Below are 24131 nucleotides of genomic sequence, written 5' to 3' on the forward strand. Positions count from 1 at the left end.
ACCCTAAGCTATAAACTTTAAATCAACATCCCCAAGGGTGATTATGTCGCCATTTTTAATCCTAGCGACCTTCACCCTCTTGCCATTCACAAAAGTACCATTTGTGCTATTTAAATCCTCTATATAAAACCTCTTTCCCCTTTTTTTGATCAAGGCATGTCTGGCAGAGACATAAGGACTTTCTATAACTATATCGCACTCGTCAGACCTTCCAATAGAGGTAACCTCAAAAAGAGTAAAAGTCCTTTCTCCGGTCAAAAAGGAAAGCTTGGCAGAGGTCAGCTGTCTTTCCCTTCTGACCCCCTTTATGTCCATGTATATTATCTTAAAAACCCTGTACAAAAAAAGGTAAATCAAAAAAATGAGCACATATTTTAAAATTTGGGATAAAATGTAATACATAAATTCACCTCAATTTCGAGAAAGGACTTTCCTTAAAAACCATCCTGTATAAGAATTCTCATTGGCTGCAACCTCTTCAGGAGTTCCCGTAGCTATGACCATTCCCCCTCTGTCTCCACCTTCTGGCCCTAAGTCTATGATGTAATCTGCGCTTTTTATCACATCTAGATTGTGCTCTATAACTATCACAGTATTCCCTGCATCTGTCAATTTGTTTAGGACATTTAGCAGTCTGTGTATATCAGCAAAGTGAAGCCCTGTCGTAGGCTCATCTAAAATATACAAAGTCCTTCCTGTAGGCCTCTTTGAAAGTTCTGTAGCGAGTTTTACTCTCTGAGCCTCTCCGCCGGACAGCTGAGTGGAAGGTTGGCCAAGCTTTATATACCCCAGTCCTACCTCGTAGAGCGTCATGAGTTTATTCTTTATTCGAGGGATATTTTCAAAGAGCTCCAAAGCCTCCTCAACAGTCATGTCCAGCACGTCAGCTATGCTCTTTCCTTTGTATTTTACTTCTAAAGTTTCCCTGTTATACCTTTTGCCCTTGCACACCTCACAAGGCACATAGACGTCTGGCAGAAAATTCATCTCAATTTTTATTATGCCGTCTCCGCCACAGGCCTCACATCTCCCACCTTTTACGTTAAAGCTAAATCTTCCCGGCTTGTAGCCTCTCATCCTGGCTTCGGGAGTATTGGCAAATACTTCCCTTATATAGTCAAACACTCCAGTGTAAGTCGCCGGGTTTGAGCGAGGTGTCCTCCCTATGGGAGACTGGTCGATATTTATCACTTTGTCTATGTGCTCTATGCCTTCTATTCTGTCGTGCTTTCCGGGTTTGTCCTTTGATTTGTAAATTTTCTGTGCCAAGGCTTTATAAAGTATTTCGTTGACAAGAGTGCTCTTCCCTGAGCCTGATACCCCTGTCACACATATAAAAACTCCCAAAGGAAATTCCACATCTATGTTTTTCAAATTGTTTTCCTTAGCTCCTCTCACTATAATAGCCTTTCCATTGGGCTTTCTCCTCTTCTCAGGCACTTCTATCTTTATTTTACCACTCAAATACTGGCCGGTAAGAGACCTCTCGCACTTTAGTACATCTTCTATAGTTCCCGCCACCACCACTTCTCCGCCGTGCTCTCCAGCTCCCGGACCTATGTCTATTATATAGTCTGCAGCGTATATGGTCTCCTCGTCGTGCTCCACCACTATAACCGTATTGCCCTGGTCCCTTAACCTTTTGAGAGAATTTATAAGCCTTTGATTGTCTCTCTGGTGAAGTCCAATGCTTGGCTCATCCAGTATATAGGTAACCCCCACAAGCCCTGAACCTATCTGGCTTGCAAGCCTTATCCTCTGGGCTTCACCACCAGAGAGTGTAGATGCCGGCCTCGAAAGTGTGAGGTAGTCAAGCCCTACGTCCACAAGAAAGTTTAGCCTTGCCTTTATTTCCTTCAAAATAGGGCGAGCTATCATCTCCTGCTTTTCTGAAAATTTAAGGTTGTCTATGAATTTCAAGAGTTCCCCTATAGTGAGGTCTGTCATCTCTTTTATAGAAAGGCCTCCAACTGTAACAGCAAGAGCTTCTGGCTTTAGCCTGGCACCATTGCAAGCAGGACACGTGACAGGCCTCATGTATTTTTCTATTTCTTCCTTTATGAAATCAGATGTGCTGCTTTCATACCTTCTCTCTAAATTGTTAATTATCCCTTCAAAGCCGTAAGATTTTCCTTTCGTATCTTTTCCGTATAGGAGTACGCTCTTTAAATCTTCACTGAACTCCTCATAGGGAGTGTACTCGGTATATCCAAAGTACTCTATCACTCTCAACATATTATAATAGGCGTAACTTCCCTGGGACGCTACAATTCCCGGAAAAACTCCTGTCGCAAGAGATTTCTTCGGGTCCTGTATTAAAAGCTCTGGGTCCACCTTCATGAACTCTCCCAATCCCATGCAAACAGGGCAAGCTCCATAAGGGCTGTTAAATGAAAACATCCTGGGAGACAGCTCTTCAATGCTGACATTGCACGCGGGACAAGCGTATTTTTCAGACAGAGTAAAGCTCTCTCCGTCTATGACATCAATTGTCACAAGGCCATCTGCCAGTTTCAAAGCGGTCTCTATTGAATCTGTAAGCCTCATGTCAATTCCAGGCTTCATTATTATCCTGTCTACCACGACTTCTATTGTATGCTTTTTATTTTTGTCAAGTTTTATCTCCTCATTTACATCGTACATTATGCCATCAATCTTCACTCTCACATAACCGCTCTTTTTTATGTCTGCCAAAAGCTTTGAATACTCCCCTTTTCTCCCTCTCACCACGGGAGCTAGGATTTGAATCCTCGTTCCCTCCGGCAGCTCTTTTACTTTGTCTACCATCTGGTCAATTGTCTGCATTGTTATCTCGCGGCCGCATATAGGGCAGTGGGGAGTTCCAACTCTGGCATATAAAAGGCGGAGATAATCGTAAATTTCTGTTATGGTGCCCACTGTAGATCGAGGATTTTTAGTAGTAGTTTTTTGGTCTATAGAAATCGCAGGAGACAACCCTTCTATATAATCCACATCAGGCTTATCCATTTGCCCCAGAAATTGCCTTGCATAGGCAGAAAGGGACTCCACATATCTCCTCTGTCCCTCTGCGTAAATCGTGTCAAAAGCCAAAGAAGATTTGCCAGACCCTGATAATCCAGTTATAACTGTGAGTTTGTCCCTTGGAATTTCTACATCTATGTTTTTCAAATTGTGGACCCTTGCTCCTTTTATCACGATCTTATCTTTTGCCATATATTTTCACCTCAAGCTGACTTCCTCCAGTTGTTTCCTAAGTTCAAATATCATGTCTCTCAATTTTGCGGCTTTTTCAAACTGAAGCTCTATTGCCGCCTGCCTCATCTCTTTTTCAAGCTGTTCTATGGTAGACTTTATCACATCGGGATCGTAAGAATTGGCTGTCTTTTCGTACTTTTCCTCCTCTTCAGCCACCTGTGTTGCCTGTATGACATCCCTTACTCCTTTGACCACTGTCTTTGGCACTATGCCGTGCTTCTCATTGTACTCCATTTGAATTTTTCTTCTCCTATTTGTTTCATCTATAGCTCTTCTCATAGAATTTGTTATTGTATCAGCGTACATTATAACTCTTCCTTCAGCGTTTCTCGCTGCACGGCCTATCGTCTGTATCAGAGAAGTCTCTGACCTCAAGAATCCTTCTTTATCCGCATCCAAAATAGCCACCAGTGCAACCTCCGGAATATCAAGCCCTTCTCTCAAGAGATTTATGCCTATTAAAACGTCAAATTTACCCAGCCTCAAATCCCTTATAATTTCTACCCTCTCAATTGTCTCTATATCTGAATGCAAGTACCTCACTCTTATTCCCATTTCTTTTAAGTAGTCTGACAAATCCTCCGCCATCTTTTTAGTCAAAGTTGTAACCAAAACCCTGTACCCTTTTGCAACAGTCTTCCTTATCTCCGCTATTAAATCGTCCACCTGCCCTTTCACAGGCCTCACAATCACTTCTGGGTCTACAAGCCCTGTCGGCCTTATGAGCTGTTCTACCACCTGTTCAGAATGTTCCATCTCATAAGGTCCAGGGGTTGCTGATACAAAGATGACCTGATTTACCCTTTGTTCAAACTCTTCAAATGTAAGGGGCCTGTTGTCATAAGCAGAAGGAAGCCTAAAGCCGTATTCCACCAATGCCTCTTTTCTGGACCTGTCTCCGTTGTACATTCCCCTCAGCTGAGGAATAGTAACATGAGACTCATCTATGAATATGAGGAAATCCTCAGGAAAGTAATCAAGCAGTGTATAAGGAGGACTTCCCGGAGGCCTCCCAGATATGTGCCGCGAATAATTTTCTATCCCCTTACAGTAGCCCATCTCTTGTAACATCTCAAGGTCGTAATTAGTCCTCTGCCATAGCCTCTCCGCTTCTACAATTTTCCCCATTTCTTTTAACTCTTTATACCTCTCTTCAAGCTCTTCCCTTATGCTTTTTATAGCCCTTTCCAGCTTGTCCCTTGATGTGGCATAGTGGGAAGCAGGAAAAATAGCCACATGCTTTCTGTACCCTAAAACTTCTCCTGTTAGGACGTCTATTTCTGCTATCCTGTCTATTTCATCCCCAAAAAGCTCTATCCTTATAGCTTTATTTGAGAAGGAAGCAGGAAATACCTCTATCACATCGCCTCTTACTCTGAATTTCCCTCTTGTGAAGTTTATATCATTCCTTTCGTACTGAATCTCCACCAGTTTTCTTATTATCTCATCTCTGTCTTTTACCATTCCAGGCCTTAGTGAAAGCATCAAATTCTCATAATCTATAGGATCGCCTAAGCCGTATATACAAGAGACACTGGCAACAATTATCACATCTCTTCTTTCAAAGAGCGCAGCTGTCGCCGAGTGCCTCAACTTGTCAATCTCTTCATTTATAGAAGCGTCTTTTTCAATGTAAGTGTCAGTCTCAGGAACATAAGCTTCTGGCTGGTAATAGTCGTAATAGCTCACAAAATACTCTACAGCATTTTCTGGAAAGAATTCCTTAAACTCGCTGTAAAGCTGTGCCGCAAGAGTTTTGTTGTGAGCGATCACCAGGGTAGGCCTATTCAAGCGGGCTATGATGTTGGCCATAGTAAAAGTTTTGCCTGAACCTGTAACTCCTAACAACGTCTGGTACCTATATCCCCGTCTTACCCCTTCCACCAGTTTTTCAATCGCCTGAGGCTGGTCTCCTGTAGGCTTGAAATTTGAAACCAGCTTAAAACCTCCCATACCAATACCCTCTTTGCAATTTGGTCTATTGTAATATTATAACACAAAGGACCTCTCAGCACAAATTTTAAAAGTCCTGTGAGGTCCTCACTATCCCGTTTTTGAGCTTCGGCACTATATCAAATTTGTCTACTGTCAAGCAAAATTTAATATCTTCAGTGTAACCCAGCTCTTCCAATCTCCTCAAATGATATCCGTACTTCATTATGTCGTAAAGGTTGTTTTCATAGGGCTTGTAAAGGAAATAACTGGCTTTTGACAGGTCATCACTCTCAAAATCTGTAAGGCTTTTTAGCTTTTCGTATATAGCACCGGCAGTGAGAATGTCGTCAAAAGAAAATTTTCCTTCAGTTCCGGCACACACAATCACTGTATCCTTGTTGCTCTTGTATATATACCTTGCAACCGCCGAGACATTCAAAAGACAGCCTAAAATCACTTCTTCAGCAGAAGCGACTTTCTTTAAAGCCCTCGTTCCGTTTGTAGTAGTAAAGATTATGGTCTTCCCCTTAACTTTTTCTGGCACATATTCTAGAGGAGAATTTGAGAGGTCAAACCCTTCTATCTTCTGAGAATTCCTCTCTCCTGCCAGCAAAAACGTATCCCTGTCAAAGTTTTTGGAAAGCTCTATCGCCTCTTCCACCTCTGAAACAGGTATGACTTCCTTTGCCCCGTTGAATAAAGCAGTAGTTATGACACTTGTCGCTCTCAACGTATCTATAACGACGACATTTTTTTCTTTTAAATCTCTGTCGTTTATAGAATTGTACGTCTCATAAGTTTGCAAAAACACTCTAAAGACCCCCTTATTCTCCCTTTTTGAAGATATTTCTAAAGATGCTTTTAAGCTTTTTTAGAATGATCCCATCTTCATTTATGTCGTACACAATTCCCACTGTTTTAGGCACCACCAAAACCCCTAAACTGTATACCCCTTCTGGATCTCTATACTCGTAACTGGTGTAATGGCCCTTCAGGTCTTTCACAGTAATCCATAGCATTGTCGGCCTATCCTCTATAACCCTTATTATGTCTTCAGGCTCATTCACAGGAGCACCATTTACACTTAAAATAACGTCTCCTGGCCTTATACCCATTTGTCTTGCTGGAGAGCCCTTTGCAGTGGTCAAAACCATAAGCCCAGTATCAGGAGCCACGAATATAGGAGGTTTTTCTCTCTCTTCCCTCTGCCCTATTATTATCAAAAGTTCATGGGCAATAGGTGCAAACAGCGCAGCTATATATTGAAAAACCTTCTCATAAATTCCAAGAACAGCAAAAAGTATGAGCGTCCCACTAAAGAGAAACAACCGCTTAGAGGACAGTTTTGTCTTTTCTTCAGGAAGCTTAGAAAGCGCTAAATCCCCATACCCCAGCGCCGCCACAGCAGGTATTATCAAAAAAACTGCCGTAGCAGGGTCTATGCCTTCCGGCTTTAACACGGGCCACCAGTCTGGCATGTGGATTAACTCTCCTGTCATATTAGTAGCCGTCACTACTGTTAAGGCCGCAAAAGGTATGGGCCAAAACTTCTGCATTGTAAAACCGCCAGCAATCCTTCCATCCTTGAGCCTTATAAAAATGGGGGTGGGAGTCCTCCACCCATCTATGTATATTAGAAGGCTTTCCATGAGATGGAGAATCCCCACAATAGCCATTAGAGCAGGAACGCTTATCTTAGTGACTCCAAAAATGAGGCTTATAAGGGACACAATTCCTCCAGAGTAGGAAAAGCAAATGTATCTCGGGCTTATAAACATGAGAAGTATAGCTAAAGGCCAAACGTATTGAAGGCCTATGTTCTCAATTGTTATCCCTAAAAACACCATTATGAAGCTTCCTATAGTCGCAGCTATCACTCCGTAGAAGACGGAATCGAGCACAAGCTCTTTTATCGGTTCCTGCTCTATCCCCATTATTTCTCTCTCTATGGCTATTTTGTTTCTGTACTGCATTATTACAAGTATTATAACAATCCAGAAAAAAGGAGAAAAAACAGAAAGAGCAATTGTCTCTATAACAATCCAAGCGACCTGAAAAAGTGTATTCATCTTAACACCCTACTTTATCTCAGACTTTATTATCTCATAAGCTTTTATAAGCTGAGTATCTCCTTTTAGGTCAGGAGTGTCCTTTAAAGTGTAGTCTTTAGGCAGTTCTACCACATAGTTTGGCTCAATGCCTTTTCCTTGTATATCTGTCCCATTTGGAGTGTAGTACCTTGCTATAGTGTATTTAAGCCCTGTTCCATCTCCAAAGTTGACAACAGTCTGCACAAGGCCTTTTCCAAAAGTAGTTGTCCCTACTAACACTCCTGCTTTTCTATCCTTAATGGCGCCTGCCAGAATCTCGGAAGCACTAGCACTTCCCTTGTTTACAAGGACGACTAAAGGCATGCCAAGCCCCGTACCTTTTGAATAAAATTCCTGACTTTCTGCCCTACCTTTTGTAGTGACTATTACTCCTTTCGGCAAAAGCATATCAGCTATATTTACGCACTCTTCTAAAAGCCCGCCAGGATTATCCCTTAAATCAATTATGAGTCCTTTCATTCCATCTTTTTTAAGCCGCTCCAGAGCCTTTTTGAAATCAGAAGAAGTGCTCTGGTCAAAAAGGGTTATCTTAATGTATCCAATCTTGTCAGGCAACATGTAGTCAAAAACTGTTTCCAGTTTTATTATTTCCCTAGTTATGGTCTTTGTAAAAGTCTTTCCATCCCTCATTATAGTTAGAGTAACCTGCGTCCCCTTAGGCCCTCTCATCATAGACACTGCTTCATCCAGATTCTTACCACTCACTTTTTTGCCGTTCACCTCTAATATTATGTCTCCAGATTTAATTCCTGCCCTTTCCCCAGGGGTATTCTTTATTGGAGAAACTACTACGATGTGGTCTTCCTGGTCTACAGCCACTATTATGCCTATGCCACCATAAGTTCCTGTGGTCTGCGTCATAAACTCCGCAAACTCTTTTTTATTCATGTACACTGTATATGGGTCCTGCAGAGAACCAGCCATGCCTTTTAAGGCTCCTTCTAAGAGCGTCGACGGATTTACTTTATCCACATACCTGCTCTCCAGTATTTTACCTACTTCAAAGAGCTTTTTATACTGGTTCAAAAGCCGGTAATCTTCCCTTGAAACGATAACCTTTCCTCCTGGCAGAGCCACTGACACCGTATTAGCTATGAAAAAAGTAAAAACGTTCGTTACTATCAATAAAACTGCCAGCAAGACATAAAATCTTTTCTTTGACATCTTTCCCCCACCTTTTTTAGTCTCCTCTTTATTATACAACATTCTGCTAATAAAAAAAACAGACAGGCTATTTAAGCCAGTCCATTGGATTCACTGGAACACCATTTTTTCTCACTTCAAAGTGGAGGTGGGGTCCTGTAGAAAGGCCTGTACTCCCTATTTTCGCTATAACTTGTCCCCTTTTTACCGTATCACCTTCTTTAACTAAAAGGGCAGAACAGTGCGCATAAAGGGTAGAGATGCCGTCTCCGTGGTCAATTATAACTGCGTATCCGTAACCCCCGTAGTAACCTGAAAATATAACTTGTCCGTTTGCAGCCGCAACAATATCTGCTCCCATTTCTGCCGCTATGTCAATCCCCGTATGCATCCTGGAGGTTCCAAGAATGGGATGCAGGCGCATGCCAAAGGGAGAAGTAATAACACCACTTGAAGGAACAGGCCAGAGAAGTTTTCCACCACTGTATTTGAGCTTTGACTTCCTTTGAAGCTCCTGTATGACCTTTTCCAATTGTTTTGACTCCCTTAACAATTGGTCTTCCTGCTCTTCATAATACTTTTGCTGCCTCTCAAGGTCCCGCATTAAGCCCTCTCTAGATGCCATCGCCACCTGAAGTTCTCTCTGCCTTGCAGCTATCTGGTTCTTGTAATCCTGAGCTTCTTTCTGCATTTGAGCCAGCTGCTTTTCCTTCTCCGCAATTATCTCCCTCTGTTTCTTGTACGTATCAAATAAATTCGCATCAAAGTCTATTATACACTTTACAATATCTAATCTGCTTATAAAATCCGCAAAGCTTGTGGCATTCAAAAGCACATCTAAATAGCCCCACTCTCCGCTTATGTACATGGCTCTTATCCGCTCTTTCATGGTGTCGTACTGCTCTTTTTCCTTCTTTTTAGCCTCTTCTAAGTCCTTCCTGGTCTTTTCAAGCTTTGCTGTGACCTCCCGAAGCCTCTTCTGAGCCTCTGCCAGTTGCTGGGAAGTCAGGTTGAGTTTTTTATCCAGCTCCTTAAGCTGCGCAGCAATGTCATTTTTCTGATTAATTATTTCTTGCTTTCTCTTTTGAGTTTCCACCAAAGTTTTCTGTATCTGGTTTAGCTTATTTTTAGCATCCTGTAACTGGTCAGCCCTCGGGTAAGATGCAAAAAGAGCCGTCACTAAGAAGACAAGAGCAAATATAAGCCATTTTAACTTGTACTTTTGCAATGTCACTTCCCCCTTGTAAATTTTAGACATTTAAGAACCTCTTTATAGAAAGGCCGCTGCCAATAGCGCCAATCAAAGACCCTAAAAGCGCAAAATACAAAGCCATGTCCTTGATGACATCGGACAAAGGCAGTAAGTTAAAAACTATCAAACGGCTGTTGACATAGTCCAAAGTATACCCGTACATCAAAGCCAGAACACCTACTGAAAGCAGTGCCCCCAGCAAACCCAAAACTATCCCTTCTATTAAAAAGGGCCACCTTATGAACCAGTCTGTCGCTCCGATGTACTTCATTATGTTTATTTCTCTTCTCCTTGCAAAAACGCCTAATTTAATTGTGTTAGAAATTATGACAATTGAGATGACAAACAAAATGCTAATTATTGCAAGTCCTACAATTCTTATAATCCTGATTATGCCGAGAAGCTTTTCCACCACATCCTGTCCATAGCTTACTTTGTCAACACCATTTATCCCTTTTATTTCATCGGCAATATCTTTTATAAGATTAGCGTCTTTTACTTTAACTATATAGGACTGTGGGAGGGGGTTGTCCTTTTCTAGACCTTCTAAAAGATAGCTTTTTTCCCCCAGCTGCTTTTTAAATTTCTCCAAAGCCTGCTCTTTTGATTCGAAAACTACAGAAGAAACTCCGTCTATTCCTTTGATCTCTTCTCCTATTCTTTGTATCTGTTCTCCCGAAAGGTCATCTTTTAGAAAAGCCTTAAGTTCCAACTGTGATTCAACTTGGTATGCCATATGGTTTACATTTAAGATTATCAGCAAAAACATTCCGAGTATGACAAGAGCAGCCATCACAGAGGTGACAGAAGCTACAGTCATCAATCTGTTTCTAGCCAGATTGCTAAAACCTTCTTTTATGAAGTATCTAAAATTTCTAAAGAGCATATCCATATACACCCCTTGCTTCGTCCCTAACTATGTTCCCTTTTTCAAGAGCTATAACTCTTTTTTTCATCGCATCAACTATGTCTTTAGCGTGGGTAGCCATCACCACGGTTGTACCTCTTTTATTAATCTCAGCCATAAGTTTTACAATCTCCCAGGAAGTATCCGGGTCCAAATTTCCTGTAGGCTCGTCTGCAATTAAAATGGAAGGCTCATTTACAATTGCTCTGGCCAGAGCAACCCTTTGCTGCTCTCCGCCAGAAAGCTGCTGAGGGTACTGGTCCGCCTTATCGCTCAAGCCAACGAGGGAGAGAACCATTGGCACTTTTCTCCGTATTTCCTTTGGGTGTGCCCCTACTACCTCCATTGCAAAAGCCACGTTTTCAAAAACGGTTTTGTTGGGAAGGAGCCTAAAGTCCTGAAAAACGACCCCCATGCTCCTTCTCAGATAGGGAATCTCTTTCCTCTTCATCTTTGTTATGTCCTTTTTGTTAACAATAATCGTTCCAGAAGTGGGCTCTTCCTCTTTTAACAGAAGCTTTATCAAAGTAGACTTGCCTGCGCCACTGGGACCCACAATAAAGACAAATTCGCCGCTTTCAATTTCAAAATTGATATTTGAAAGGGCAATTATCCCTTTGTCATATTTTTTAGAAACATTTATAAACTTTATCAACTCTTTTCACCTCGAAATATCGTATAATTTTGCCAAAGTAATCGCCAATTTGAGAAGTAAAGCCTCATCAAACTTGCGGGCATCCAAGCCCGACATCTTCAAAATCTTGTCCAGCCTGTAAACCAAAGTATTCCTATGTATGTAAAGGTCTCTTGAAGTCTCACTCAAATTCAAATTATTTCTGAAAAAAGCATTTAAAGTCTGCATGAGTTCTTCGTCTTTTAAAAGGTCTTCCCCAATGTTAACTCTCTCTAAAAACTCTTCTGCTTTTTCCTTATCCATCCCCCATAGAATTTCTGAGTAGATATAATCCTGATACAGATATATCCCTCTTTCCCCTTCCAGTTTCTCGCCAAAGAAGAGAGCCTTTTCAGCCTCTTTATAGGCTACATGGAGCTTCTCAAGAGGAAAAGAAGAAAAAGAACCGGCTATTTTAACATTTTTCACGTATCCTTCGGATTCTATCATATCCTTCATCGTCTTGAAAAGCTGTACTAAATTTTCGCAATATCTAGAAGGAAATATAACTGCAAATCGTTTTTTACCAATTTTTATGACATGAACAGCCTTTCTTTCAAAAATGTTTAGCACAATTTTTACAGCGTCCTCTATTTCATTTTCAACCTCTACAATTGCCACATTATAGCTTACAGTATTATCAATCTTATACCTGTGCGCATAGTAGGAAAGCAGGCTGGAAGGCAATCTATTTTCAAGCACGTTTATAAGGTAATCTTCTTTTGACAGATTCTCATCGAAATATCTGAAAATAAGGCTTATCGCAAGTATAAGCTTTTTCTCCTCTTCGGTCTTCCCCTTTAAAGCGATTACAAAAACTGGATTATTATCATAGAAAATGTTGTAACATGTAAATTCTCCTATGTAATAGACATCTCTTTCTTCAATATATTCTACCATCAGGTCTAAAAATCCTGCTTTTTTTTCAAAAAAATCTTCTTTTCCGTATATTAAATTTCCTTCTGTGTCAAATATGTAAAGAGGAACATCCAAATGTTTCTTAATATCTTCACCAATTTTTCTCAACAGATTGTAATCGACCATCATCCTCACCCATTTTCCTAGTTCTTAGTATACAATAATTATACACTATTTTCTAGAAGAAATAAGAGGCAAAAGTAAATTTATGTGGCATTTTGTCAAAAAAATTAAAGAGGCCTCATCGGCCTCTTCAGATTTTATGAACTTGCAGTTTTATCTGCAATTATAACGGGAGACTCTTTCACTGTTCTATTCAATATTGTCATTTCCGTTTCCTTATCAAACATGTGAAGTTTATTCACATCAAAACCTATCTTAATCACATCGCCAGATTTCGCTCTGGTCCTTGGGTCTACTCTTGCAGTGAGAGAAACGCCGTTTACATCAAGATAGAGGTACGTCTCCGCACCCATAAGCTCTGTGACTTCAACTTTCGCCTCAACAACAGCCTCTGGATAGGCTTCTAAGAACACCTCTTCATCGTGCAAATCTTCGGGCCTTATGCCAAGCACTATTTCTTTTCCTATATAGTTCGGGTCTTTTAACCTCTTCAAGATTCCCTCGGGAACCAGTATGCTATATCCTTTGAAAGTAGCATAAACCTTTCCATCTCTATTTTCCAGTCTAGCATCTATGAAATTCATCTGCGGGCTTCCAATAAAACCAGCAACAAACAAGTTGTTCGGATAATCGTAAATCACCTGTGGCTCATCTACCTGCTGTATAACCCCGTCTTTCATAACAACTATTCTCGTCCCCATCGTCATAGCCTCTGTCTGGTCGTGGGTGACATAAATGAAAGTTGTCTGCAATCTCTCATGCAACTTCTTGAGCTCTGTCCTCATCTGAACTCTTAACTTTGCGTCCAAGTTTGAAAGTGGCTCATCCATCAAGAACACCTTAGGATTTCTCACAATAGCGCGACCCAAAGCCACCCTCTGCCTCTGACCGCCAGACAAAGCTTTTGGCTTTCTGTTGAGAAGCTCCTCAAGGCCCAAAATTCTGGCTGCCTCTTTTACCTTCCTGTCAATTTCTGCTCTTGGCACTTTTCTAAGTTTTAATCCAAAAGCCATATTGTCGTACACTGTCATGTGAGGATAAAGGGCATAGTTCTGAAAAACCATCGCAATGTCCCTGTCTTTGGGCGGCACGTCGTTTACCAATTTTCCGTCAATGTACAATTCTCCGCTTGTGATTTCCTCAAGCCCTGCTATCATTCTCAAAGTGGTGGTCTTCCCACAACCGGAAGGGCCAACCAAAACTATAAATTCTTTGTCGGCGATCTCCAAGTTAAAATCCTTAACTGCGGTTACACCGCCAGGATACACTTTGTACACATGTTTGAGCACTACTTCAGCCATTCCTTTTCCCCCTATTCGAAAACGTTTGATACTATTATAATACTGTTTTTTTCAATTTTCTATTGGCAGTAAATATGATATTTCAATCAAATTTTTGTACAATATACATACATGAAAATTAATATTTTTGAATTTTATCCAAAAACTTGAACCAAAGGTAAACCAAAATCCCATCTATTATCATTAAAGTCCAGAACACTTTATCTTTCATTTTCCTTCCTCCGCATCCATGGAGATAAACTGAATAAATTTATGAGATTTCCAACTGCAAGAAGAGCTCCTACATCCACAATAAGGCTGTATATGTAACTCCACTTTATATACTCAAGTGCTCCTGCATTATGAAGAGAATACTCCATAATGAAAAACAAAAGAGTGAGTATAAATACATTGGCAAGTTGCAAGTTTTTCTTACGCGGATAAGTCTGTGCATATAAAACACCTATGCAGAAAGGCGCTCCAAAAGTAAAGAAAAAGCTCGATTTAAAAACTGTAAAAACAGGGTCAGAAAAAGAGTACAAATTCAAAGTAATAGCTATCTCGTCCACTGTAAGCTGAAAAATAGCTGCCAGTATCCCTCCCCATATAGTGTATTTAATATATCTTAAATCAATCAAAGATAAAAAAATAACCCATGAAATTACAAATGTGGCTACCCAGTACATTTTCTTTCACCTCTTAATTTATTCTTCCCGTTTTTTTTGAAAATATCTTGACAGCAATTTTCACAAATGATATGATAGTAAAAAAATCGAATAAAAATACCTCATCTTCTTTGAAGGTGAGGTAGAGGCGCGGGTCATCAAGAGTAACATGCCAGAGGTGTTAAGGGCCGATGAAGGTGTGTGAAAGGGGTGCCCGCCGAAGCGCGTAAACTTCCTTAAGGTTTACGTAGCTGGGCCTATGCCGAACAGGTATAGGACTGTCACTGAAGGCTCCCCAGGCCTTCAGTGGAGAGCTATCTCGCTACGGGGGAAGGAGGTATTGCCTATGTCTATGATGAAAATAGACAGCTAAGGTAATACTTGGCTGTATTTTATTTTGTCTTGCAATTTTATAATTTAAATTATTAAAGTAAATGAGGTTGAGAGTATGCTACACGGAACAATGAGAATAAATTCAAAAGGACATCTTGAAATAGGCGGATGTGACACAGTTGCCTTAGCTAAAAAGTTTGGAACTCCTCTTTATGTAATAGATGAGGAACTTCTAAGACAAAATTGCAGAGCCTTTTACAATGGCTTTAAAAGAGATTATCCGGGAAACGAAGTAATCTATGCCAGCAAGGCTTTTATGACAATGGCCATATGCAAGATAATTGAAGAAGAAAACTTAGGCCTTGACGTAGTATCAGGTGGAGAACTTTATACAGCGCTAAAGGCAGGATTTCCTCCAGAAAAAATCTATTTTCACGGCAACAATAAGTCCCGAGAAGAACTCATAATGGCTTTAGAAAATGACATAGGAAAGATAATCGTAGATAACTGGCATGAACTCAACATGCTAAATGAACTGGCAAGGAAAATGAACAAGGTACCCAATATTTATATAAGAGTATCACCAGGGATAGAGGCTCACACTCATCAGTACGTAAAAACCGGACAGATAGATTCAAAATTTGGATTCCCTTTGTTCAACGGAGATGCAATGAGAGCCATTGAATACGCTCTTACCCTTAAAAATGTGAATCTGGTAGGTCTTCATTCCCACATTGGCTCTCAAATTTTCGATTCCTATTCTTACAAAGCTGAGATAGAAATAATGATGAATTTTATAAAACTCATTAAAGAGTTCCTCGGATGGGAAGTAGAAGAATTAGACCTAGGAGGAGGATTTGGAATAGCGTATACGGAGGAAGACGACCCCCAGCCTATTGAAAAAATAGCTCATGAGATGATGCAATCCGTCAAAGAATACTCTGTTTCCTTAAATGTAAAAATGCCCAAAATAATAGTAGAGCCAGGCAGGTCCATAATAGGCAATGCAGGAACAACTCTTTACACTGTTGGAGCTATAAAAGAAATACCCGGAATCAGAAAATATGTAGCAGTGGACGGAGGCATGTCTGATAATATCCGCACAGCCTTATATGGAGCAAAATACGAGGCTATTGTGGCAAACAAAGCCAGACTCCCAAGGGTAGAAAAGGTATCTATAGCAGGAAAACTATGTGAATCGGGAGACATGCTCATATGGGACATACTACTTCCTGAAATCGAAGAAGGGGATATTCTAGCAGTCCTGTCAACTGGAGCTTACAACTACTCTATGGCCAGCAATTACAACAGGCTCCCAAGACCCGCAGCAGTATTAGTTTCTAACGGGCAAGCTGATGTAATAGTTGAAAGAGAGACTTATGAGGACCTTGTAAGAAAGGACGTCATTCCTGAAAGGTTATTAAGCGTAAAAAGAAAAATAGTAAATTATTAAAAAAGAGAGGGGATGCCCTCTCTTTTTTATTTTACCCTTCAGCTGTACCCTCGCCTTCCTCTTCTTCCTCTTCACCAGCCTCTTTAGGAACAAGTATAGAAACCACTATTTCTTCAGGGTCATCCAGCACTTTCACGCCCTCAGGCACAGGTATATCTTTCACAAAAAGCGTATCTCCTATCTCCAAGTGGCTCAAATCCACTACAATCTCCTGAGGTATTTTGTCCGGCAAGCTCTCCACTGTCAACTCCCAGAGCTGATGCTGTACAATTCCGCCCTTGCTTTCAATGAGGCCAATTCCCTCAAATCTCAAAGGCACAGTAGCCTCAATCTCTTCATACATAGATACCCTCTGAAAATCCACATGTATTATTTTGCCTTTTAAAGTGTCCTCCTGTATTTCTTTTATGAGCGCAGTATGCGTAGTGCCGTTTACTACTACATTGAGCAATACGTTTCTCCCATATTTCTGCAGAAGTTTTTGTAGCTTAGTATACTCAACAGCCAGAGGAATATTCTCTGTCATGTCTTTCCCGTACATAATAGCAGGAACATACCCTTGATTTTTCAATCGGCGAGCAGCGCTTTTACCTGTCTCCCTTTTTACAGCCTCAAGTGTAATTGCCTGCATCTTCTCCCTCCTCTTTTTTTGGTTTTCACATACTATTTTACCACCCTGTTTTAATAATATCAAATCTGTTTGACAGTTTCACTTTTTCATAGTAAACTTTAATTTGGAAAGCGTGCGCCTGTAGCTCAGTGGATAGAGCGTTCGGCTCCGGACCGAAAGGTCGCAGGTTCGACTCCTGTCAGGCGCACCATTTTTTTATTTCAAGGCCTTCTCCTCTTCAAGCCCTGATATTATTTCTACTACTTCGTCCCCTAAATTCTTTACTATAAAATCTGCTTCTGATAAGTCCTGATTCCCAGAATTGGGGTTTACAAATCCTATAACTTTCATTCCAGCGCTTTTAGCTGCATGAACACCATTGTAAGAATCCTCTATTACGACACATTCTTCAGGCTTGACTCTTAACTTTTCAGCTGTATATAAAAATATGTCTGGATACGGCTTGCTTCTTTTTACATAATCTCCAGAAACTAACATATCAAAAAAGTTCTTTAAGTTTAATTTTTGAACCACCAATTCTATCACATCTATTGGAGAGGAAGAAGCCACTGCCAGTTTGTATTCCCTTTCAAAAAGCTTCTTAACCAATTCCTGTATTCCTGGCACAGGAATAATTTCTCCAGTGCTCAAGACGTGGTCTAAATACCTTTTTCTGTCTCTTCTTACCAGCTCTTCTACACTTTCTTTTAAATTAAACCGCTCTTTAATTTTTTCCCACATGTAATAAGAAGAACTTCCTACAAATGTCATGTGTTCTTCTTCAGTTATCTCAACTCCCAGTTCTCTAAATAACTCTCTCTCAAGCTTAAGATGCACAGGTTCACTGTCAATCATTACTCCATCCATGTCAAAAATAACTGCTTTAATCATTTCATCACCTGGTCACCCAAACTGTACAAAAATGCACAGTTTAGATAGCTGGGGTATTTGTAGTCCGCCCTTCAGGCTTTCCCAGCCCCAGCAGGCGGTTTTTGGGAAAGCCATAGCCCCTGCCCCAAGAAGCAGGAACTCGCGCCCTTACGGGTCTCTCCACTTACCCTGAATTAGTAATCCTTTCAGGGTAGAGAAGTCTCTTGGTACCTTCTCAGGAGAGAGTGGAGTCACCACCGCTACCTTGAGAACTCGCCAGAAATCATAGGTACTAAAACTTGTTCCATCCAGAGGTTCTAGCACCCTTCCTGGCTTACTCTCAAGGCTTTGTAAAATTTCTATTGCTTTATTTATTTCCCTTAAATGCTTTTTCTTTATATGCTTGTTTCTAACTGTTTTCTTTACATGCTCTTTTAATTCTTCTAATTCTTCTACAGTCAATGCGTTGAGAAACTTCATATAATTATCTGGTATCTCTTCCTGCAGTCCCAACCCTCTTCTTGCTATTACATAGGCTGCTGCTATATCTTTTGTTATCATATACTGCGGTGAATATTTTAACATGCCTATTATTGACGTATAAGAAGGGTCTACCTCTATTACTTCTATCCCTTCTCTTTTTGCTAGTATTTTTATTTTTGAAAGAAGTGATTTATAGCTAAACCTATGTCTTATTCTCCTTGATTTTCTCCCTGAAAAGTCTCCTCTTTTGCCTTTTTCTTTTATTTCTAATCCCTCAATTACAATTGCTTTTCCTTTTTCTTTTGCTATTTTTACTATCTCATGAGCATATTGCCATCTGAAATATTCTTTTTTGTCTTTACTGCCACTTGCAAGCTCTGGCATTGGCATATTCCCATAGCTTATTAGATTCCCTTTTTCATCTACTTCTGTCCATGATATGTTGTCCGGATATGCGTTTATGTCTATTCCTATGACTCCTTTTTCTTTTGTTATTTTTATTTCTGGATATTCTTCTTCAATAGCAAAATAGGCGTATATACTACCGTTTTTAAGTTTTAATTCTACAGAGTAGGGTATGTTTGATTCTCCAATTTCCTGCAGAAATTCTTCTCTTCTCTTATTCTTTTTGTAGCCTGCTTCTATTTTGGCATATACATATTTTCTTTCCCCTACATTTATCCTTAAGAAAGTGCCATTTTTTTCTACTTCTATTCTTGTGTTGAGATTTCCTTTTTTGCTTTTATCTCCTCTTGAATATAGATTTCCTTTTCTTTTCTCCTGCCACCTAATTTTTAATTTTTCATATGCCTTCCCGTTTATATGGCGCTTTTGAAGTTTTCCAAACAAGTCTCTTCCTCCAAAAATGACTTTCTTTGGATTGTTGTCTAATTGTCTAGATGACTCTAATACACCTTTTGCTTTCATTATTGCATCGTGTACATATCTTGAGTTTAAATCAAAAGGTTTCTGAAGGTCTCTTTTTAATGTTTTTCTATCATAACCTTCTAAAAGCCTTTTGTATGCAAATCTCATGCAAGAAGACCATCTTCTCATTAAGTCTAATACTATTTGCTTGTCTTCTTGATTCAGGAAAATAAGCTTAGCTTGTATTACTATCACGTTTTTACCACCCTTCTACCCGTAAATTCTTGCTGCGAAGGATGTTACTATTGCTATTAACTCTTCTGCTAGTTCTTTATTTCATTTACTCCACTTGCTATTTCAGATATAACTTCATACTGCTATTCTTGGAAATTAGTGTATTCTTCAAGCTTTTTAATTTGATTCTTGAGATATTCTTCCTGTTTTTTTGTAGACACTCTTGCATACAACACCACTTTAGGTTTTGGCTTTTCTTCCAGCATACCTAATAACTTTTCTATATCTTCTTTTTTGTACCTTCTTCTCCCTTCTGATGTTCTGACTGAGGTTATTAATCCTTTCTTTTCCCAGTTTATTAAGGTAATTCTGCTTATATCATACAGTTCTTTAGCTTTTTTATAGTTATTAACGTTCATTAACATTCAATTGAAATTATATCATTTTTTACTAACAATTCCAACTGTTTTGACCTCCTCATTTTCTGAATTTCCTCTTTTCAAGCATTTCTCTTATTGCAGCGTAAAACAAAATAACACCTATAAAAGCCGGGAATACAAAAGCTATAAGGTCTTCAGCAGAAATTTTTGAAAATAAAATACCAATTAAAGGCAGAATCATAGAAAGAGCAATTACCATCAAAAAGATTGGCCTCTTTTTTAATCCTTTTAAAGGCCTCGGTACACGACCACTGCCTATATAATAACCTGGATTATACTGATTTTCTTGCCATTCTTCTAACTCTTTTAATTCCTTCTCAAATTCCTCTTTACCCTCTTTCACCACTCATTCCTCTCTTTTTAATTATTCCTTAATGTTTTCTATATTTACTCTTATCTTTTCACTTAACTCTTCAAAACAGCTGACATATCTTCTCTTTATGTTTTCATAAATTTCCAAAGCCATTTTGCTATTGTAAATATGTGTAGTCCTATTCCTGTCCATAAGCATATCTATCCACATTTCTCCATCCTGTATTAAACCTGCACTATAAGCGGCTTTAATTGCACTTCTTGGGCTATTTACTTCAATCCCTTCATAAGCAAGATAATCTTTCATAATCTTCCATGCCAGTTCAAAAGTAAACTCAAACCTCTGTATTACCCCATCTATAATTATTTCGTTTGTCACTTCTATTGCCAGAGCTTCTTTTAATCGCATTAAAGCATTTTCAAAATCTTTAAATCTCTGTAACAATCTTTCTTCTGTCATATATCTCTACTCCATCTTTTAAAATACTTTCTCTAAATTCTTTCCTGCAAAGAGTATCAAAATGCACCACATCAAAACTCAAGGGGGTATTCAATCCTTCTAAATCAAACTGCAAAAGATTTAATTCTGTATGCGTTATTTTTTCCCCGAACACACATATGTCAATATCGGAAGTCCTCTTAAAATCCCCTCTGCCTCTAGACCCAAAAATTACTGCCTTTTCAACGCTCTCATACTTGCTCAACACTTTTATTATCTCACCAAGAAGAGATACAGATAGCCCTGTTTTTTCACTTACTTTTGACAAGACATATTTTTTATTCATCTTAAAACCTCTCAGCTCTCTATTTAAAAAGCCTTCTAGGTATATACCTTCCTATCGCCTCTAACATTTTTTCATTGGGCTCAAAAAACAGCAAAGTCTTGACACCGCCATTTTCAAACACTGCGAAATAAACATCTGGAGAAGACATAGAGCTTACTGCTTCAATTCTATTTTTAATGCTTTTTATATCTTCAGTAAATTTATCGCTATTAACTCTCGCCATGACCTCAAAATTTTTGCAATCTACAGTCAAAAGATGCTTTCTTCTCTTCTGATCTATTATCTTATCTACGTCCAATTCGCTATTTGTAAGGGCGTATTCAAATTCAATATTGCGAGACCGAATCAAGTAATAGGCCAAGTACCCAAACAGCACTGCAAAGAAAAGCCAAAAGCTTCTAAGAAAAGGGATTAATGGTATAATCCCAAACACTAATATCAACGTTCCAACTATTATTCCTATTGTAAAAAAGACATCTTGAGAAGTTTTTTGCTTTTTAACAAGCTTTTCAATAAATATATCCATCCCCGTCACCTCTCATTAATTATATCAATAATGTCAAATCCATACAAGTAAATAAAAAGCGTTAAATTTATTTTCTGCCCTTCCGAAATAATACTTTGGTAGTGTATAATAAAATAAAAACTTAAAAAATTCGGGGGTAAATGATGAATACCAATGATATTGTATTTGCCCTTGACATTGGGACAAGAGTAGTTGTGGGGATAGTCGCAACTGAAAACAATGGGAAACTAGAAATCTTGGCAAGTGAACAAATGGAACACCAGGAAAGAGCGATGTTTGACGGCCAAGTTCACGATATAGATAAAGTAGCTCATGTGATCTTGTCAATCAAAGAAAAATTAGAAAACACCCTGAAAATAAAGCTTAGAGAAGTGGCTATCGCTGCAGCAGGAAGGTCACTTAAGACGCAATTCGCCAGAGCAGAAAAAAGTCTAGCAGAAGACCATGAAATAACCCTTGAGGATATACACAGCTTAGAGCTAGAAGCTCTGGAAATTGCCCACAAATCTATTGTATCTAAATCTGGGATAACAGACTATCACACTGTTGGCTACACCGTATCCAATTACTATTTAAATGGCCTTCCAATAGCCAATTTAAAAGGGCACAGAGGAAAAGAAATGGCAGTAGAAATTTTGGCCACTTTTCTTCCCTTCGATGTAGTAGAGGGCCTTTACGCTTCAGTGAAAAAATCCGGGCTCGAAGTATCTTACATAACACTGGAACCCATCGCCGCTATAAATGTCTCTCTCAAGCCAGACATAAGGATGCTAAACATAGCACTAGTGGATATAGGAGCAGGCACTTCTGACATCGCAATATCGAAGGAAGGAAATATAATCGCTTATTCGATGGTGCCTTACGCAGGCGATGAAATTTCCGAGGAAATAGCACGGCATTTTCTCACAGATTTCGCTACCGCAGAAAAAATTAAAAAATCCACTAAAAAAGAAATAAAATTTAAAGACGTTCTAGGTATTGAACACACTATTTCAAGAGAAGAGGTATTAGAAGTTATAAAGCCTTCTGTCAAAACCCTTGCCCAAAAAATATGCGAAGAAATTGTAAAATATAACGGCAAAAGCCCTTCCGCGGTATTTTTAGTAGGGGGAAGCAGCAACCTTCCAATACTGCCAGAAGAGATAACCTCTTTTTTAAAGCTTCCTCCCAATAGGGTTTCTGTAAGAGATATAAAGTCTGTCGAAATTTTGCACTCTCGTCCAAAAAAGCTCAAAGGTCCTGAAAGTATTACCCCTATAGGGATAGCTTATTCTGCGATGATAAATAAAAGGAAAGATTTTGTAAAGGTATATGTAGAAGATAAATTAGTTAAAATCTTTAACATAAAGAGCCCTACTGTAATGGATGCTCTTTTAGCTATAGATTACAGCTCTCAAAATCTAATTCCACAAAGCGGAAAAGACCTGACCTTCACGCTAAACGGTGAAAAAATGACCATTAAAGGAGAAGAAGGTATTCCTCCAAAAATATATGTAAACGGAACTTTAGCTAATTTAAAAACTTCAATAAAAGAAGGCGATAGAATAAGCATCATCGGCGGGAAAAAGGGAAAAGACGCTTTTATTACCGTAAGAGATCTCGTGAAAGGTGCAGAAAATAAAGAAATTTATGTAAACGGAAAGCTGGCTGATCCCGATTACTCAATAAAAGAAGGAGATGAAATAAGAGTAGAAGACAGCATAAAGAGTTTTTCTATAACGGTAAATGGAAAAGAGGTCCTTTTAAAAGGTAAGAGAGAGTACATGTTCATAGACTTATTCAATTTTATAGACATAAAATTGGACAACAACAGAGTACCCGAAATGAAAATAAATGGCAAGAAAGCCTCCTACACTGATTTGCTTCATCCCGGAGATGTGATAGAAATCATATAGCCCGACACCTAATTTACAAAGGCGTCGGGCTAAACTATAGAACCTGCGTGAATTTTTTTGCTTGGACTATTAGACCACCTTCCGCACTTATCTCCCCATCTGGAAATAACTTCATCTCCCTGTATAAATTCTACTACCTCACAGTGATTGGGACAAGCGGTGCACTCGAACCCTAACGCTTTGTACTCCAAATCGCTTACTTCAAAGCCTTTAAATGAAGTGTAACCTTTTTCTTTGACTGCATCTTTTGCCAATATCGCTGCGCCAATCGCCCCCATAACACCGTAGTATTTGGGAACATATACCTTCATTCCCAAAGCCTTTTCAAATGCAGCTTTTATTCCTTTGTTGGCAGCGACACCTCCCTGAAATACAATGGGCTCCTTAATATCCTTTCCTTTTCCCACATTGTTCAGATAATTCCTCACTAAGGCGTCACACAAGCCGCTTATTATGTCAGGAAGGGCATATCCCATCTGCTGTTTGTGAATCATGTCGGACTCTGCAAATACGCTACACCTTCCTGCAATCCTTACAGGGTTTTTGGATTTTAGTGCCAAATCTCCAAATTCCTCAATTGGTATATTTAATCTGTAAGCCTGTTGGTCTAAAAATGACCCGGTTCCAGCCGCACATACTGTATTCATTGCAAAATCCACTACAACGCCATTTCGCAAAATTATTATCTTTGAGTCCTGCCCGCCAATCTCAATCACTGTCCTTACATCCTTTACTATGCTGGAAGCAGCCACCGCATGAGCAGTAATCTCATTTTTTACAATATCCGCTCCTACCATAAGCCCTGTTAACTGCCTGGCACTTCCAGTAGTGCCGACTCCTTTAATCTCTACATCGCCTATTTTTTCTTTTATTTCCCTCAAAGCTTCTTGAACAGCTTTTATCGGCTGCCCTCTGGTCCTTATGTAGACATAATCTATGACATTGTTCTCCTCATCAATGACAGCAATATTTGTGCTGACTGACCCCACGTCTATTCCCATGTAACCTTCCATATTAAACCTCCTAAACAGTTCATTTATTTTACATTTTTGCCTTCAAAATCATTTTTTATACTTTTG

General features: G+C 39.4%; 22 protein-coding genes, 1 tRNA gene, 1 pseudogene and 1 riboswitch. Of the genes and pseudogenes, 3 read left to right on the forward strand and 21 right to left on the reverse strand.

What is annotated here, in order from left to right:
- Positions 1-3: 3 nt before the first annotated feature.
- The 12 genes from EV203_RS01835 to EV203_RS01890 all read right to left on the reverse strand — a co-directional run bounded on the left by EV203_RS01835 (position 4) and on the right by EV203_RS01890 (position 14265).
- A complete protein-coding gene (locus tag EV203_RS01835) occupies positions 4-402 on the reverse strand; it encodes an FHA domain-containing protein (RefSeq protein ID WP_132038978.1) in 399 nt (132 codons plus the stop codon).
- 9 nt (positions 403-411) lie between these two features.
- Positions 412-3195 carry an excinuclease ABC subunit UvrA gene (gene uvrA, locus EV203_RS01840; protein ID WP_132038979.1) on the reverse strand — a complete coding sequence of 928 codons (2784 nt, stop codon included), beginning with the start codon at positions 3193-3195 and terminating at the stop codon, positions 412-414.
- Positions 3196-3201: 6 nt separating this feature from the next.
- Positions 3202-5190, reverse strand: a complete 1989-nt coding sequence (uvrB, locus tag EV203_RS01845) for an excinuclease ABC subunit UvrB (RefSeq protein WP_132038980.1) — start codon at positions 5188-5190, stop codon at positions 3202-3204.
- Between the two features lie 67 nt (positions 5191-5257).
- Positions 5258-5983 carry a 2-phosphosulfolactate phosphatase family protein gene (locus tag EV203_RS01850; protein WP_132038981.1) on the reverse strand — a complete coding sequence of 242 codons (726 nt, stop codon included), beginning with the start codon at positions 5981-5983 and terminating at the stop codon, positions 5258-5260.
- Positions 5984-5996: 13 nt separating this feature from the next.
- Positions 5997-7241, reverse strand: coding sequence for a PDZ domain-containing protein (locus EV203_RS01855; RefSeq protein ID WP_132038982.1), 1245 nt, complete (start codon positions 7239-7241; stop codon positions 5997-5999).
- Between the two features lie 9 nt (positions 7242-7250).
- Entirely contained in the window at positions 7251-8447 is a 1197-nt protein-coding gene (locus EV203_RS01860) for a S41 family peptidase (protein WP_011026109.1), read from the reverse strand.
- Positions 8448-8514: 67 nt separating this feature from the next.
- Positions 8515-9684, reverse strand: a complete 1170-nt coding sequence (locus EV203_RS01865; RefSeq protein ID WP_243700552.1) for a murein hydrolase activator EnvC family protein — start codon at positions 9682-9684, stop codon at positions 8515-8517.
- Positions 9677-10564: a permease-like cell division protein FtsX gene (ftsX, locus tag EV203_RS01870; RefSeq protein ID WP_207910853.1), complete on the reverse strand. Its 888-nt coding sequence runs from the start codon at positions 10562-10564 to the stop codon at positions 9677-9679. Before ftsX ends, EV203_RS01865 begins: the two co-directional genes overlap by 8 nt.
- Positions 10554-11240 carry a cell division ATP-binding protein FtsE gene (gene ftsE / locus EV203_RS01875; protein WP_009611204.1) on the reverse strand — a complete coding sequence of 229 codons (687 nt, stop codon included), beginning with the start codon at positions 11238-11240 and terminating at the stop codon, positions 10554-10556. The genes ftsX and ftsE overlap by 11 nt, the downstream gene beginning before the upstream one ends.
- Before the next feature lie 6 nt (positions 11241-11246).
- Complete coding sequence (locus tag EV203_RS01880; protein ID WP_243700553.1) at positions 11247-12305, reverse strand: PucR family transcriptional regulator; 1059 nt, start codon at positions 12303-12305, stop codon at positions 11247-11249.
- Positions 12306-12436: 131 nt separating this feature from the next.
- Positions 12437-13600, reverse strand: coding sequence for an ABC transporter ATP-binding protein (locus EV203_RS01885; protein ID WP_132038984.1), 1164 nt, complete (start codon positions 13598-13600; stop codon positions 12437-12439).
- A gap of 200 nt (positions 13601-13800) precedes the next feature.
- Positions 13801-14265, reverse strand: coding sequence for a CBO0543 family protein (locus tag EV203_RS01890; protein ID WP_011026114.1), 465 nt, complete (start codon positions 14263-14265; stop codon positions 13801-13803).
- A gap of 114 nt (positions 14266-14379) precedes the next feature.
- Positions 14380-14569, forward strand: a riboswitch (Lysine riboswitch).
- A gap of 123 nt (positions 14570-14692) precedes the next feature.
- Here EV203_RS01890 and lysA point away from each other — a divergent pair.
- Positions 14693-16030 (forward strand): diaminopimelate decarboxylase, encoded by a 1338-nt coding sequence (lysA, locus tag EV203_RS01895; RefSeq protein WP_011026115.1) that lies wholly within the window; start codon positions 14693-14695, stop codon positions 16028-16030.
- 31 nt (positions 16031-16061) lie between these two features.
- Here lysA and EV203_RS01900 read toward each other — a convergent pair whose 3' ends face one another.
- Positions 16062-16661 carry a 50S ribosomal protein L25/general stress protein Ctc gene (locus EV203_RS01900; protein WP_011026116.1) on the reverse strand — a complete coding sequence of 200 codons (600 nt, stop codon included), beginning with the start codon at positions 16659-16661 and terminating at the stop codon, positions 16062-16064.
- Between the two features lie 114 nt (positions 16662-16775).
- Here EV203_RS01900 and EV203_RS01905 point away from each other — a divergent pair.
- A tRNA-Arg gene (locus tag EV203_RS01905) sits at positions 16776-16851 on the forward strand.
- Positions 16852-16856: 5 nt separating this feature from the next.
- On the opposite strand, the gene EV203_RS01910 is transcribed toward EV203_RS01905, so the two are convergent.
- The 7 genes and pseudogenes from EV203_RS01910 to EV203_RS01940 all read right to left on the reverse strand — a co-directional run bounded on the left by EV203_RS01910 (position 16857) and on the right by EV203_RS01940 (position 21157).
- Complete coding sequence (locus tag EV203_RS01910; RefSeq protein ID WP_132038985.1) at positions 16857-17531, reverse strand: HAD family hydrolase; 675 nt, start codon at positions 17529-17531, stop codon at positions 16857-16859.
- A gap of 147 nt (positions 17532-17678) precedes the next feature.
- Positions 17679-19115 carry an IS200/IS605 family accessory protein TnpB-related protein gene (locus EV203_RS01915; protein ID WP_132038986.1) on the reverse strand — a complete coding sequence of 479 codons (1437 nt, stop codon included), beginning with the start codon at positions 19113-19115 and terminating at the stop codon, positions 17679-17681.
- A 125-nt stretch (positions 19116-19240) separates the two neighbouring features.
- A pseudogene (locus tag EV203_RS01920) lies at positions 19241-19513 on the reverse strand (MerR family DNA-binding transcriptional regulator); the annotation flags it as partial.
- A gap of 58 nt (positions 19514-19571) precedes the next feature.
- On the reverse strand, positions 19572-19877 hold the full coding sequence (locus EV203_RS01925) for a hypothetical protein (protein WP_022587908.1): 306 nt from the start codon (positions 19875-19877) through the stop codon (positions 19572-19574).
- A gap of 21 nt (positions 19878-19898) precedes the next feature.
- On the reverse strand, positions 19899-20306 hold the full coding sequence (locus EV203_RS01930) for a nucleotidyltransferase substrate binding protein (RefSeq protein WP_011026119.1): 408 nt from the start codon (positions 20304-20306) through the stop codon (positions 19899-19901).
- The gene (locus tag EV203_RS01935; protein WP_011026120.1) at positions 20275-20631 is read right to left on the reverse strand and encodes a nucleotidyltransferase domain-containing protein; all 357 of its coding nucleotides are present in this window, start codon (positions 20629-20631) and stop codon (positions 20275-20277) included. The genes EV203_RS01930 and EV203_RS01935 overlap by 32 nt, the downstream gene beginning before the upstream one ends.
- 19 nt (positions 20632-20650) lie before the next feature.
- Positions 20651-21157 (reverse strand): hypothetical protein, encoded by a 507-nt coding sequence (locus EV203_RS01940; RefSeq protein WP_011026121.1) that lies wholly within the window; start codon positions 21155-21157, stop codon positions 20651-20653.
- 143 nt (positions 21158-21300) lie between these two features.
- On the opposite strand from EV203_RS01940, the gene EV203_RS01945 reads away from it, so the two are divergent.
- Positions 21301-23052, forward strand: a complete 1752-nt coding sequence (locus tag EV203_RS01945; RefSeq protein ID WP_165911570.1) for a cell division protein FtsA — start codon at positions 21301-21303, stop codon at positions 23050-23052.
- A 29-nt stretch (positions 23053-23081) separates the two neighbouring features.
- Here the strand turns inward: EV203_RS01945 and EV203_RS01950 are convergent, their stop codons facing one another.
- A complete protein-coding gene (locus EV203_RS01950) occupies positions 23082-24065 on the reverse strand; it encodes an acyl-CoA dehydratase activase (RefSeq protein WP_009610948.1) in 984 nt (327 codons plus the stop codon).
- Between the last annotated feature and the right edge of the window lie 66 nt (positions 24066-24131).

It is taken from the genome of Caldanaerobacter subterraneus (assembly GCF_004345675.1).
GTDB lineage: Bacteria > Bacillota > Thermoanaerobacteria > Thermoanaerobacterales > Thermoanaerobacteraceae > Thermoanaerobacter > Thermoanaerobacter subterraneus.